Annotated in this window: 16 protein-coding genes; 10 read left to right on the top strand and 6 right to left on the bottom strand. The window is 55.2% G+C overall.

Features of this window, described 5'->3' with window-relative positions:
* Nucleotides 1-7: 7 nt before the first annotated feature.
* The 5 genes from FYJ24_RS05830 to FYJ24_RS05815 form a co-directional block, all read right to left on the bottom strand.
* Complete coding sequence (locus FYJ24_RS05830; protein WP_154544512.1) at nt 8-1657, bottom strand: hypothetical protein; 1650 nt, start codon at nt 1655-1657, stop codon at nt 8-10.
* 269 nt (nt 1658-1926) lie between these two features.
* On the bottom strand, nt 1927-2139 hold the full coding sequence (locus FYJ24_RS12905) for a nucleotidyl transferase AbiEii/AbiGii toxin family protein (RefSeq protein ID WP_225872041.1): 213 nt from the start codon (nt 2137-2139) through the stop codon (nt 1927-1929).
* A 30-nt stretch (nt 2140-2169) separates the two neighbouring features.
* A complete protein-coding gene (locus FYJ24_RS12900; RefSeq protein WP_225872033.1) occupies nt 2170-2316 on the bottom strand; it encodes a hypothetical protein in 147 nt (48 codons plus the stop codon).
* The gene (locus FYJ24_RS05820) at nt 2309-2863 is read right to left on the bottom strand and encodes a type IV toxin-antitoxin system AbiEi family antitoxin domain-containing protein (RefSeq protein ID WP_206192532.1); all 555 of its coding nucleotides are present in this window, start codon (nt 2861-2863) and stop codon (nt 2309-2311) included. The genes FYJ24_RS12900 and FYJ24_RS05820 overlap by 8 nt, the downstream gene beginning before the upstream one ends.
* 519 nt (nt 2864-3382) lie before the next feature.
* Complete coding sequence (locus tag FYJ24_RS05815; RefSeq protein ID WP_206192531.1) at nt 3383-3739, bottom strand: ATP-binding cassette domain-containing protein; 357 nt, start codon at nt 3737-3739, stop codon at nt 3383-3385.
* A gap of 100 nt (nt 3740-3839) precedes the next feature.
* Between FYJ24_RS05815 and FYJ24_RS05810 the strand changes: the two genes are divergently transcribed.
* Nucleotides 3840-4175, top strand: a complete 336-nt coding sequence (locus FYJ24_RS05810; RefSeq protein ID WP_154544491.1) for a hypothetical protein — start codon at nt 3840-3842, stop codon at nt 4173-4175.
* A 101-nt stretch (nt 4176-4276) separates the two neighbouring features.
* Here FYJ24_RS05810 and FYJ24_RS05805 read toward each other — a convergent pair whose 3' ends face one another.
* A complete protein-coding gene (locus FYJ24_RS05805; RefSeq protein WP_206192530.1) occupies nt 4277-4678 on the bottom strand; it encodes a hypothetical protein in 402 nt (133 codons plus the stop codon).
* Between the two features lie 61 nt (nt 4679-4739).
* Here FYJ24_RS05805 and FYJ24_RS05800 point away from each other — a divergent pair, with 61 nt between their 5' ends.
* The 9 genes from FYJ24_RS05800 to FYJ24_RS05760 all read left to right on the top strand — a co-directional run bounded on the left by FYJ24_RS05800 (nt 4740) and on the right by FYJ24_RS05760 (nt 12234).
* Nucleotides 4740-5543: an SOS response-associated peptidase gene (locus tag FYJ24_RS05800; protein WP_206192529.1), complete on the top strand. Its 804-nt coding sequence runs from the start codon at nt 4740-4742 to the stop codon at nt 5541-5543.
* Between the two features lie 150 nt (nt 5544-5693).
* Nucleotides 5694-5918, top strand: a complete 225-nt coding sequence (locus FYJ24_RS05795) for a hypothetical protein (protein WP_154544487.1) — start codon at nt 5694-5696, stop codon at nt 5916-5918.
* On the top strand, nt 5911-6918 hold the full coding sequence (locus FYJ24_RS05790; RefSeq protein ID WP_154544485.1) for an AAA family ATPase: 1008 nt from the start codon (nt 5911-5913) through the stop codon (nt 6916-6918). Before FYJ24_RS05795 ends, FYJ24_RS05790 begins: the two co-directional genes overlap by 8 nt.
* 7 nt (nt 6919-6925) lie before the next feature.
* The gene (locus FYJ24_RS05785; protein WP_154544483.1) at nt 6926-7810 is read left to right on the top strand and encodes a DUF58 domain-containing protein; all 885 of its coding nucleotides are present in this window, start codon (nt 6926-6928) and stop codon (nt 7808-7810) included.
* Nucleotides 7791-8246, top strand: coding sequence for a hypothetical protein (locus FYJ24_RS05780; RefSeq protein ID WP_154544481.1), 456 nt, complete (start codon nt 7791-7793; stop codon nt 8244-8246). Before FYJ24_RS05785 ends, FYJ24_RS05780 begins: the two co-directional genes overlap by 20 nt.
* A complete protein-coding gene (locus FYJ24_RS05775; protein ID WP_154544479.1) occupies nt 8243-9256 on the top strand; it encodes a vWA domain-containing protein in 1014 nt (337 codons plus the stop codon). The genes FYJ24_RS05780 and FYJ24_RS05775 overlap by 4 nt, the downstream gene beginning before the upstream one ends.
* On the top strand, nt 9253-10257 hold the full coding sequence (locus FYJ24_RS05770) for a vWA domain-containing protein (protein ID WP_154544477.1): 1005 nt from the start codon (nt 9253-9255) through the stop codon (nt 10255-10257). The genes FYJ24_RS05775 and FYJ24_RS05770 overlap by 4 nt, the downstream gene beginning before the upstream one ends.
* Nucleotides 10247-11113: a hypothetical protein gene (locus FYJ24_RS05765; protein WP_154544475.1), complete on the top strand. Its 867-nt coding sequence runs from the start codon at nt 10247-10249 to the stop codon at nt 11111-11113. Before FYJ24_RS05770 ends, FYJ24_RS05765 begins: the two co-directional genes overlap by 11 nt.
* 2 nt (nt 11114-11115) lie before the next feature.
* Nucleotides 11116-12234: an FAD-dependent oxidoreductase gene (locus tag FYJ24_RS05760; RefSeq protein ID WP_154544473.1), complete on the top strand. Its 1119-nt coding sequence runs from the start codon at nt 11116-11118 to the stop codon at nt 12232-12234.
* Nucleotides 12235-12294 lie beyond the last annotated feature (60 nt).

The following is a 12294-nucleotide window of genomic DNA, read 5'->3' as shown; positions in this document are numbered from 1 at the left end:
GAGGCGTTCACTCGTGAGAGTCGGCCGCTTTGGTGAGAACCTCCATGCGTTTGCGTGAGGTGAGCAAAGACGCATCCCCAATATGGACCAAACTTCCATCCCACACCGCCCCAGGCAATCGATCAACGATTGTTGTACCACGAGTAGTTGGAGAATTTTTCAACCCAAAAGCAGACATAAGAGCTTTGACTGTACGCTCAGGATCGCTTTGTTTAAACCAATTATTTGCTTTCCCGCACACCCAACACACCGCCCCAGCCACAGAGGACTGCCAGGTGACATCAGCACTTGAACTGGCCTCTGTTGTGCTCTTCGACAAGAAATACTCCGGTGAAACACTGCCCAACTTTGCGAGGATGCGCAGTGCAGAAGTTGTCATCTCTGTGTCGCCAAAAAATGTCGGTGCTACGGCCTCAATGACCTCAGCAACACTGCGAACCTTGTGCGCGACCGCCATCGACATGCCACGTGTCTTTACCTTTTCTTTAGGTAGGGGATCGGTAGTGAGCGAATCCAACGTGGAAGCCTCACCAATATCCAACTCCCAAGAATCCGTCAACCAAGAGAAATCTGAGTCGTAGTAGCTGGGCTTGATCAAGCGCGAGTATGTGCGCTTGCATCCAGCGATCGTCGCGACCACATCTTCGGTAATAATCGGAGGAACCTGCAACTGTGCATGATAATAGCGAACGATAGCCTCAAGAACCTTGGGTATGGGTCGCAAGTAGTCCTGCCCAGCAATCACTTTTCGAGGTACTAGGTCAAGTAACATCCGCTCGGCCAACTGAGCGCTCCACTGGCGGATATCGCCAGTTCCATAGTTGGTAGCCAGGCTCAAGATTAGGTGCGCCTGGTCGGGGGCATTTTGGCTCAAGCCTGCTGCGTAAGGTGAAGAAATAAATGCATCCACCTCAGCATCGATTTCTTCTTCAGTGTATTCGCGATATACGTGCCCGCGGCCGCCATCGGGCATTGTGCGCAGACCCCACAGCAGAAGTGGCTTGCATGCAGGCCACGTGTCGGTTTCAGGCGCATCGATATAGCGGCCATGCCAATCTGCAGCCTCATCAACAATCGCTTTCGCATCAGCTAAAGATATTTCAGTAATTGCGCCAGCCGGGTCGTCTTGAAGGCCAGCGTGATGAATTATTTCTTTGATTGAACCGGGGAAAGCATACCCGTCCTCAATCAACGCAATCCCCGAATATGCAATACCAACCACCAAAGTGAGAGGCCCCCAAGGGCAAGCAAACTCAATGGACACCAACTCGAACTCTCCTGTATACGACCCAAAAGACGCGGCCGAAACAGGCCTTACCTGGTCAATCTGGCGTAGCCACTGAGGTGGCTCCTGTAGCCGTCGCAGAAGTTGCTTGTGGCGCAGCTCAGTCAGTGGGGACTGCGGTAGCATCTGCTCCCACACCACCAGTAACCAATCTGTTTGCGGGGTATCCTCTTGGAACAGCATTTCTGCCACTTCGGTGATTGATGGCTCAGAGTCAGAATTGCTGAAGGGGTCAGGAGTAGCTTCAGTGAATGAGGCGATCGCGCTTGCGGTGGTAAGCGCAACCAGCGGATCGCCAGAAGTAAAGATCTCTCGTACGTCGTCAATGAATCCAGGCGTGTCGGTCGTCATGTCGTGTGGGGGATGGTCCATAAAGCGAGTCTGCTGGCTTTCTCAGTTGGATGGGCGGAAATGCTTTTCGAAGGCTGCCGCTGATTATGGGCGCTAGGTGCTGACCGGGAAGGATTTATCTGGATTTCCCAAAAGCAAGCACGATGTGCAAGGGGAAGCTCAATGTGCACGAGGCGCATGCCCATCGAGCCTCCCGCTGCACATTGATGTGTGTCCGTATGAAATGACACATTGCCTAGGGTCTTCGTGGAGGTCAACTCGCGTGTGGTGCGGCGATCGGAGGGCACTAGTCAAGTGCAGAAAAAGTTCATTACATGCCGGAATAATCCGGCATGTAATGAACAGAAAACCCAGTTTCGTCGATTTTTAGCCTCGTTGCCGCCTCGCACGAGTCCGTCAATGTCCTGGGTGGTGCGAGACATCCCCGGAAGCCGGTATTGCAGCATCGTCCCTCCTTTCAGGAGGAACAGCGGAGCCCCGGACCTGTCGACCGCGCGTTGCAGGGCAGCGGAGACGACGGTCGCGGCGACGAGCTAGCCCAGGCGCGGACCCGCCGACTCGAGACGGTCCTGTGCCTGGGCGATCCAGGCGTTGAGTACGCGCGCCGAGGCGGGCGTCTTGCCTTTTGGTGTCAAGTCGTTCAGCGCCGAGGCAAGGTTCGCCCGGTCATGCTCAACCATCGCGCGCCTCCAACTCGGCGGTCAGCCGTTCCCGCTCGTCGGCTGGCAGCACGCTCGTTCGACCGGCGCGGTCTAGCGCATGGCGGATCAGGTACGTCGGCACCCCCGAGGCGATGCCTTGCGAGATCGCGGTGGGAACGTTCACGATGCGGATGCCCTGCCACCACGTGACCTGAGCCGGGTCGAGGTCGTCGTGATGGATGACATACCGTTCTCCTCCGGCACGGCGCAGCCGTCGGTTCCGGGCTACGGTCACGTGGATGTGGTCGGGGTTGATGTCGGTGATACCCCACGCTTCCAGGGCGGTGTCGTGGCTCAGGCATGCCTCCGGCGCGCCAGTCCAGAGCACCGCGAGCTGGTACTGGTCGTACTCGGTCTCGGAAACCTGTGGCACCCGGTATACTCCGTGGGCGGCACGCTCGATCCGGCCGCGGGTGACCATCATGGACAGGTCAGCGTGCGATATGCCTTCTTCGAGGGACTGCGCGGTCGTGATGAACCCATGTTGGTCCAGCGCGACCTCCCGCAGACGCTCCAACTTCGTCACCACAGTCGTGTCAATACCTTAACAAAAAGTGAAGGTATTGACACAATGAATCGGCCCGACTTTCGTTCCTATCGGGGGCCCTGTCCGGCAGGTACCGGCTGGCCTGATTCTTGGTCAGCGTAATACTCCTGTTCGACCTCCACGGAAGTGTGCGTGTCGACTTCGCCGTCGAGCCGCTGGTTGTTCTACCATCACACCCACTCCAGGGTCGCGATTTCGACTTGCTCGGCGGTCCGCCAGGGTCCTTGCTGGCGGACCAGCTCGGTCTTGTAGAGGTTGTTCACTGCCTCGATCATCGCGTTGTTGAACGAGTCGCCGACGGCGCACGACCGACAGCAGCGCGATAGCCGCGGTAGGTGAGGAACCCCTGGACTGCCGGTCGGAGAACCCTGCGGATGAGCTCGACCCTGAAACGCTCCCGGTGCTCATTGACGAACCGGATAATCTTAGCCAGGGCTGGTCGCGCTCCTTCGCGAAAAACACGCTCGCAACCTTGCGGATCTCGTTCGCCTTGCGCAGCTAGGCGTTCTCCTTCTGCAGCCGCTTGATCTCCGCCGCTGCATCCGTGGTCACCCCCCGCTTCACACCGGCGTCGACTTCGTAGTGACTCTGCCAGAGGCGCAGCGTCGTTGTCTTACCCGCGCCGTTAGGGCCAAGATAGCGAACTGTTTTTCCAGCATCAACGTGAAGTGACAGGTCTTTGAGGGCATGGGTGGCGCCGTATTTCTTCCGGAGCCCCCGAATTTCTATCGCACATCCTGAGTTGGTGCTACGCTTCGTATCGTAATTATTCGTGAGTTTACGGCATCTCCGAAAAGGATACGGCGCAAATAAGTCCAGTCGAATCACTGACGCAAGCACTTCCCAGGGCAGCACTCAGCGAAATGCATCAAAGACACTCGCAGGGTTCAGCAGATAGCGCAACGAACGTCTGCTTGAAATACGTTGGCGCGATCTCAAACTTACCTCCTACCTCATGACAATACGCGGCTTTTGGGCGCGCCGCCGGGAAGGGCTGTCGCTCTCAGCGTTGCTCGATGAGAAATGGATTAATCCAGAGAGTATCTTTTGTTCCCTGGCCATGAAACCAGGCAAGTATGTTGCCGTCGGCTTCCTCGCTACGCCATGGAACTTCACCTCTGAACAGCCGTTGAGACAGCCGACGACCCTTGAGGAACTCAAGATGGCAGATGCTGAGGGCGGAATTGAAGATCGGCATGGACTTCACATTTACGTCAACAGCTACCGGTTGCCTCATCACAACAGCGACCTTGTGCGAGGCGAGCACCGCCTCGGCAGCCAAGAAGTTTAGACCGTACTGGTGGTTGATCCGACCATTCTCAGGATTGATCCGCCGCGAAATCCTATGGCACCTGGTACGTTAGGTGCGCATATCGGGTTCGGCTGCGGTTTCTAACTTTGCGCGAACGGCTGCAGCCCTTCAATCAATTCTGGATCTTGAGTAAAATCCGTCAGCGGAACAAGGCGCGGACCTGGAGGAAAGTGAATTGAATAGGTCGCGAGGTCCGCAGATAGGTCTCCGAAGTCGTCGCGTTTCATGGTAATGCCGTCGGTTGATACTTCAAGCAGCCGGACGCGCACCCAGGTCCCGTCATCTCGTTGGAACGCGTAAGGGTCCGCGAGATAGCCGATCCCCAGTGTATTGAGGTATTCCTCGGCATGAAACCAATCAGTGAGGAGGCCTTTTCTGCCCAGTAGATCAATCGTCACGAAATCCTCGCCGTCTAGCACGACCCAGCCCACAAGTTCGCGGTCGTCGCGGCGAATCTCGATCCAATCTGTAGGTACGCTCATGAGCCAGAGTTTAGCGGGCCGCCAACCCCTCGCGCATTACAGAGTTATAAATCCAAATACCATGGAAGATAGCCTCAGGGATTTAGTGTTTTTCCCAGGGGTTTCTACGGATACAATCTGGTCGATATTCAATTATCCTGAACTTATGTGTGGAAGAGTCGTTGTCGACTACGACGAGAATATGGGTGGCGCGGCGTGGCAAGATATCGCTCAGTGGATCGGCCACCTACCCGAGGGATATGCGCCGTCGTGGAATATCAAACCAACAGAGCAAATCCCTGTGGCATTTACTGATAGTGAGGGAAACAAACGCTTTGAGTACGCCTACTGGTCGCTGATACCTCCATGGGAGCGACAACTCAAAACCAAATACCCCACGTTCAATGCGCGGGCAGAGACAGCCGCGGAAAAGCCAACCTTCAAAGCGGCAGTGAAACATACCCGCTGCATTATCCCTGTGACGGGATTCTATGAGTGGACGGGCGCCAGGGGTACGCGTATTCCTCATGCGATCGTGGGCCCTAGCACAATACTTCCCATGGCTGGCCTCTACTCATGGTGGCATGACCCTGCGGCCCCGGAAGATAGTGGCTGGTACCTGACGGCCACCATTCTTACCTGCAAGTCTTCTGGCGTCATGGAAAGCCTTCATGATCGGATGCCGGTATTCATGACTCCTGCATTGGCGTGGGAATGGTTGGACCCTGCAACAATGGGTGACCAAAGCCTAGTGAATGCTGTCGCAGATGCTGCAGTACCTATTTCTAAGGGTCTGAGGCAGTGGCCTGTGCTGCCACTGCGTGGGGATGGGCCAGAGCTCATGCAGCCTGCACCAGTTCTTCCCATCGAAGTCGAATCCCCCTGAATAAAACACTGTCCCGGTGACAAATATCAAACTGCCACGGGAATTAGGACACTGTGATGTGACAAAGGAAGGAGGGGAGGGCAGATCAGCGAACACCCAGGTATGTGCACTAGCATGGACTAGTCGAATGTATGCACAGAGAGGGAACCAATGAGCACTGGTCATAATGACAAGGAATACTTGAACCGCTTAGCTCGCCGCGCCGAAAAGCATGGTCTGCACATCGAAGCCGTGGACGGCGATTCTGAAGGTGGCACCTACTTACTTAAGAACGTGCAGACCGGTGCAGTGGCTCACCAGGCACAATCTGATAGCAACCGCGACTATGGTTTAGGTTTGCGTCAGATTGAGGACTACCTCAACGGCCTTGACTGATCCGGTAGCAGGGCAGGACTATCTGCTCGAAGAAGAACTTGCTCAAGCCCAATCACTGTTGGACCGGGTTAACACACTCTTTCGCCAACGCGTTGTGGGACAGGATGACTTGCGCGAGGCGTTGCTGGCCGCACTGTTAGCAAAAGGACACGTACTCATCGAGTCCGTCCCAGGGCTGGCGAAAACCACTGCGGCGCAAACTTTGGCCAATTCTGTTTCGGGTTCCTTCAGACGTATTCAATGCACCCCAGACTTGATGCCTAATGACATTATTGGCACGCAGATTTTCAACTCGCAGACTGGCCAGTTTGTAACGCAGCTAGGACCTGTGCATGCCAACTTCGTTCTCTTAGATGAGATCAACCGGTCGTCGGCAAAAACTCAGTCGGCAATGCTTGAAGCAATGCAGGAACGCCAGACGACGATCGGCGGTGAAAACTATCGGCTTCCTCAGCCTTTCATGGTGATGGCAACGCAAAACCCCATTGAGGAAGAGGGCACCTATGTGCTCCCAGAAGCACAGATGGACCGCTTCCTTATGAAAGTTGTGATCACCTACCCCAGTCCCGCTGAAGAACTCAAAGTGCTGCAGATGATCGATGAGGGAACCTTCGCTCAAGATCTAGAAGGCACTCCGATTTCGCTGGATGAACTACAGGTACTGCAAGGTTTTTCATCGCGAGTCTTCGTTCATGACTCCATCAAGTCGTACATTGTTGATTTGGTCAACACCACGCGTGGTGGAGGGCCAGCACCACTGCCGAATTTCCGTTCGCATGTCCGACTGGGAGCGTCTCCTCGTGGAGCAATTGCCCTTCAGGAAGTGGCGAAAGCTCACGCGCTGATGGACGGTCGTAGTTTTGTTGTCCCCGACGACGTCAAAGCATTACGTCATCCCGTGCTTCGCCATCGCATGGTTCGCACATGGGACGCGGTGGCTGACGACGTATCTGTTCCAGGTCTTATCGACGCGGTTTTCACCGCGGTACCTGTTCCGTAAACACCATATGGCTGCAGGTGGTTTGTACGACTACGGGAAGTTGGTGGACTTCCCGATTCAACGTCGCCTATTTTCGCTGCTTGATGGCAGGCACCAGGGGCTAGGTGCGGGGGCAAGTCATGAGTTCTTGGACATGGCAGAGTACAAGCCAGGCGACGATATCTCGGACATCGATTGGAAAACTACCGCACGCCACAGCCAGGCGATTGTCAAACGTTTTGAGTCAACCGCGACCCTGAACGTCGAGCTAGTTGTGGACCGCGGGTCGAATATGGCGGCGATTGCCCCTTCGGGTGAATCAAAAGCAGAAATTGCTGGCGAAATAACAACTGCCCTGGCGTGGATGACTTCTGTGCGAGGCGATCACCTGGGCTTGGTTACTGGCAACTCTCAGGGTGTGGTGACTCTTCCAGCGAGGTCTGGGGTGTCCCATTCTGAACTGGCAGTCAAGGCAGTTGTGCGCGCTGACCCACAAGGTGGTACTGCTGTTGTGCCACAACTCTTGCGACGTGCAGAAACCCTGGTGCGTCGACGGTCCTTAGTTTTCTTGGTGACCGATCTTGCCCAGATTGCGCCGCCCATCCGCGGGCCTTTGCGTAGGCTGGCGACTCGCCACTCCGTCGCGGTGCTCATCGTCGATGATTTCGATCCGACAAAAACGGCAATGCAGGAGATCCGAGATATCGAACTCGGTGAACTTCCCGATTTTGTCGGTGAGGACGCTGCGCTCGCTAAGGAATGGGAACAGGTGATAAGCCGGCAACGCCACTATGCCGAAGAGGCCCTGCGATCACTAGGACTCCGGTTTGCTTTTGTTGACTCGCGTCAAGCAGTGCTCGATGCGCTAGTCCAGGTGTTGGGGGGAGGTAGACGTGGAACCCTCACTGCGTGAACCTGTCATGTATCCCAACTGGGTGTGGGTTTTGGGTGGAGCTCTCATACTTTTTTCTCTCATTTGGCTGCTGGGACTCATCATTGGTTACCGTTCGTCAAGGATCCGCCCTAGCACGGATCGCACGACTCTTTCAGCAGCACGGCGTGCCCGCTATGAGCGTTTGATCAGTGAAGTTGAAGAAGGATTTGAAACCGGAGAGTTAAGCGTGCGCGAGGCACACTTGGCAGTTGCTGCGATCATCCGCGCTGCGGCAACAGAGAGAACTGGCAACAACATAGAAAGTCTCACTGTTGAAGAAGTAGGCCTTTACCAGCAGGACTGGCCGGAGTTAGGACAGGCGCTGGCCTGGTGTGAAGAGCCGTCCTTTGCTGCCATCGAGGAGGCACGCCACATAGCTGACGGGGCCACCTGGGCTAGAGTGGTGGTTGGATGAGATTCCTGTGGCTGACCATTGTCATTCTGATAGTGGTGATTGCGGCATGTGCGTTGATGTTTTGGAGCAAGACGAAACCCTATCGCGAGCCTCAAGCGTGGGTTGCTAACGTAAAGTCAATAGAACATGTTCCCATGTTCCGGGCGTTGCGCCGGGCAAATCGGGCTGGACTCATCGCGGGTGCTGTTGCCTTGATTGGTGCTCTGATTGCCGCAGCCATATTGGCTGGTGGACCAGTTAATCGCGAAACCAAGAACCCAGCGTTAGGTAGACGCGACATGGTTTTGTGTTTGGATGCGTCGGGATCAATGCTTCCTTACGATGGGCAGATTCTACGGACCGCCTCTGAGCTAGTGGATAGCTTTTCGGGAGAGCGGATGGCTCTGGAAATGTGGTCGGCTCGTTCCATTGTGAAATTTCCTCTCACCGATGACTACCAACTGATGCATGAAGTTTTGGAAGATGCTGCCAGAATCATCGACGCAGGATATTTAGGTAAAGAGGGTGACTATGTTCTGGTGACCCCGGAACTCTCTGATTACCTTCAAGGCGTTGATTCTGACGAGGCGGGTGTCGCCTCGCTCATAGGCGACGGTTTGGCTTCGTGTGTTCTCAGCTTCGACCACCGCGACCAGGAACGTTCCCGCACGATTATCTTGGCCACGGATAATGAAGTGGCTGGAGATCAGATCTATTCTCTGACCCAGGCTGTCGACTTTGCTTCCGATCAGGGGATCGAAGTAATCGCTCTCTACCCAGCGCTCTCAGGTCAGTTGACGTCAGAAGGTGAACAGCTTCGATCGGTCATTGAAGCTGCAGGCGGGGAGTTTTATAAGGCTGATGATCCTGCAGCCATTTCGTCGATTATGGAGCGTATCGAAAGTCAGCAGTTGGCCGAGGCGGACGGGAAATCATACGTGGTAGAAACCGACACGCCTCAAACTGCCCTGTCGTGGACTGTGTGGTGTTCTTTGATCGGGTTGGCGGTTCTGGTGTGGAGGCGCATATGAGTTTGTCTCCGCTGGTAGGAGTCCCCAGTTTAGTGTTGTTCGCCATGCTGTGGGCATCGATGGTTGTGGTGGGGGTATTGCGGGCACGTAACCGCCGTTGGGTGTGGTTATCCGCCCTGCGGCGTTCTCTGCTGGGGATCGTGCTGTTTGCCGCGCTACTGGGGCCAGTCGTCCAAGTTGAGCGCGAGGATATGGCAACAAACACTGAGATTCTTTTGGTGGTCGATAGAACAGGGTCTATGGCTGCCGAAGATGTGGAAGGAGGGCCACGCCTCGATGCAGTCAGCCGCGACATTATGGCGCTTTTGGAGGCTACTCCTGGCTCGCGCTATTCGATAGTCACGTGGGATGGCAGTGCTCGCACTGAGTTACCGTTGACCACGGATACATCCGCAGTGGCCAGTTTTGCAGAACTCTTGCACCAGGAAATATCTGAGTTTTCTGCGGGTTCATCGCTCAACCGCCCCTTAGATGATGTACTGGATATCCTCGAGAGCAGTCACGAATTGCGGCCAGGGAATGCGCGGTACCTCATCGTCATTTCGGACGGAGAAGCTACCGATCCATCCGATGCTGAAGTGTCCAGTACCTGGCAAGAGGTGGCTCCTCTAGTCGATGGGGGAGCGATCTGGGGTTTCGGCACCCCTGAGGGCGGTCCTATGCAGACCTATCAGGTGGGCGTCGGTCCAACGGGCGAATATATCGAAGACCCTGATAGTCCAGGACAAAATGCAATATCGCGTATTGATCAGCATGCCTTGCAACAGTTAGCTGACTATACACAGCTGCCGCTCACCATCAATCCCAGTGAGCAACAAGTCGCTGAGCTGGGAAGTCAGATCCTGGATGGTGCTGAAAGTGTCGCCACCAGGTCCCGCAATAACTGGTCCTACAACTATGTGATCTGGCCTTTAGGTATTGCTGCCGCCGTGCTAATTGGCTGGGAATGCATTAGTTTTGCAGGAACAGCCGCAACGTGGAGGAGGCGTCATGCCGTCTGAGATTCTGCCTCCTTTTGGGGCGCTCACGCCCCCGCCTCGTCCCACTCAACGCAACCGCACACTACTGGTGGCACTATGGGTTTCCCTTCCTTTCATCGTGGTGGGACTCATTGCGGGGCTAGCGCTAGTGCTACTACAAGTGTGGGCGTGGCTAGGGATTCGTGATTTCCAGTCTGAGGCTTATGCGGATGCGCGGGTAGCATTCAAAACTCAAACGTCACTGCCTTTCCCAGCTACGTGGGTGCCTCAATACAATGTTGGAACGGCAATTTTGGCGCAAGGCAACGCAGAAGAAGCACTCACGTATTTCGAGAAGGCCTTTGAAACTGTCCCCAAGGCGGTAGTCGACGAACAAGGAAAAATCCAAGCCTTTACCTATGAATGCTCAGTTCGGATGAATACGTCTGCCGCATATGAAAGTATGGGAGACCAGGTCAAAGATTCTGATGCCACGCAAGCAGATGAACTGTATGCTTCAGCTCAAGAATGGGTGGCGCCCTGTGTGATGTCCAGCTCTGGTGGTCAGGGTGACTCTGAGGATGAGGAACAACAGCAAGGTCAAGGACAAGGGTCGGAATCGCAGGCTGATCAAGAAGCTAGTGACGCGGGTGAGCGATTGGAACAAAAGCGTCAAGACCTGCAAGGTGACGGGCAAGAACCACAAGAGTCCGAAGAGCAGCCTAGTGAAGGCGGCGAAAATCAAGAGACTCCAGATTCTTCCGATCCTTTCGACGGTGAAAGCCAAGCCGAGAAGGAACGTCGAGAGAAACTTCAGGGACAAAAGAACGACCAGGCTGAGCGTCAGCGCGAGCGCGAGGAAGCGCAGAACCGTGACCGCACGGCCAAGGGGTGGTAAGGATGGTCACGCCTGTTGCTCCCTGGGAAGTGATCGTCATCGGCGCCGGGCAGGCAGGTCTAGCTACAGCCAGGGAACTGGTAAGAAGAGGGCTCACCCCAGGAAGTGAAATGCTGGTCCTCGACGCTGACGAAGAGCCTGGAGGCGCCTGGAGACATCGGTGGGATTCGCTCACTTTTGGTCGAGCTCACGGCGTCGCAAATCTTCCGGGAATGAAGCTCGAAGATGCTGATAACGATTTACCGGCATCTCAAGTAGTTTCCGACTATTTTCGTCAGTATGAGGAAAATTTTTCCTTGGGTGTAGTTCGGCCGGTTCGAGTGAAACACGTCAGTGACGACAATGGGCTACTTCGCGTAGAGACCGACAACGGAGTGGTTTTACATTCACGCATGATTGTTTCTGCCACCGGCACGTGGCAGGCACCCTTTATCCCCTGGACGCCTGGAATCGACACGTTCCAGGGCAGACAGATGCATACCGTCGACTTTCGCAGTGCTTCAGATTTTGAGGGTGCTCGCACGCTGGTGGTAGGGGGAGGTCTATCAGCCGTGCAACTGCTACTCGACATTGCGCCTGTGACTAAGACCATCTGGTCAACTCGCAGACCCCCACAGTTCCGGACGCGGCCGTTTGATGACAATTGGGGGCGCGACGTTGAGTTTAAGGTGCGCGAAAGAACCCTTGCTGGGCTACCACCTCGTTCAGTCGTATCAAATACCGGCATCCCTCCCTTACCTGAATATCTGAATGGGATTGAAAAAGGCATCTTGGTCAGTCGCGGCCCTATTGCCCGGTTTCGTGAAAATGGGGTTGTCTTCGCAGGGGCGCCCGAAGACCCATCGCTGGCGCAGCCTCGCTCATGGAAGCCAGCAGCACCTCAGACTTTTGAGCAAGTCGACATTGTTTTTTGGAACACAGGTTTTCGTTATGCTATTTCCCACTTGGCTCCTCTTCGTTTACGTGCTTCTGGAGGAGGCCTGGCAATGGTAGACGAAGTTCGAACCGTTGACCCTCGTGTGCTCGTAGTTGGGTATGGTGCAGGCGCTTCAACAACGGGAGCGAGCCGGGAAGGACGTATGGCTGCGCGCGCCGTGGTGGAATATCTCGCAGGTAAATAGCGGGTCAAAGTTTGGACTGAAGCTGGACAATGTGTAACGCTTTGGGACAATGAGGCGTCA

Origin of the sequence: Scrofimicrobium canadense, assembly GCF_009696615.1 — a bacterium.
GTDB lineage: Bacteria > Actinomycetota > Actinomycetes > Actinomycetales > Actinomycetaceae > Scrofimicrobium > Scrofimicrobium canadense.
The sequence above is the reverse complement of the archived record's forward strand: the minus strand, read 5'-3'. Positions and strand labels throughout refer to the sequence as shown.

Bases quoted from the DNA above. Each gene is read 5' to 3' on its own strand.
- FYJ24_RS05830 (WP_154544512.1), bottom strand. From the start codon at position 1,657: ATGGACCATCCCCCACACGACATGACGACCGACACGCCTGGATTCATT.
- FYJ24_RS12900 (WP_225872033.1), bottom strand. From the start codon at position 2,316: ATGGTTGAGCATGACCGGGCGAACCTTGCCTCGGCGCTGAACGACTTG.
- FYJ24_RS05810 (WP_154544491.1), top strand. From the start codon at position 3,840: ATGACAATACGCGGCTTTTGGGCGCGCCGCCGGGAAGGGCTGTCGCTC.
- FYJ24_RS05805 (WP_206192530.1), bottom strand. From the start codon at position 4,678: ATGAGCGTACCTACAGATTGGATCGAGATTCGCCGCGACGACCGCGAA.
- FYJ24_RS05800 (WP_206192529.1), top strand. From the start codon at position 4,740: ATGGAAGATAGCCTCAGGGATTTAGTGTTTTTCCCAGGGGTTTCTACG.
- FYJ24_RS05795 (WP_154544487.1), top strand. From the start codon at position 5,694: ATGAGCACTGGTCATAATGACAAGGAATACTTGAACCGCTTAGCTCGC.
- FYJ24_RS05785 (WP_154544483.1), top strand. From the start codon at position 6,926: ATGGCTGCAGGTGGTTTGTACGACTACGGGAAGTTGGTGGACTTCCCG.
- FYJ24_RS05775 (WP_154544479.1), top strand. From the start codon at position 8,243: ATGAGATTCCTGTGGCTGACCATTGTCATTCTGATAGTGGTGATTGCG.
- FYJ24_RS05770 (WP_154544477.1), top strand. From the start codon at position 9,253: ATGAGTTTGTCTCCGCTGGTAGGAGTCCCCAGTTTAGTGTTGTTCGCC.
- FYJ24_RS05765 (WP_154544475.1), top strand. From the start codon at position 10,247: ATGCCGTCTGAGATTCTGCCTCCTTTTGGGGCGCTCACGCCCCCGCCT.
- FYJ24_RS05760 (WP_154544473.1), top strand. From the start codon at position 11,116: ATGGTCACGCCTGTTGCTCCCTGGGAAGTGATCGTCATCGGCGCCGGG.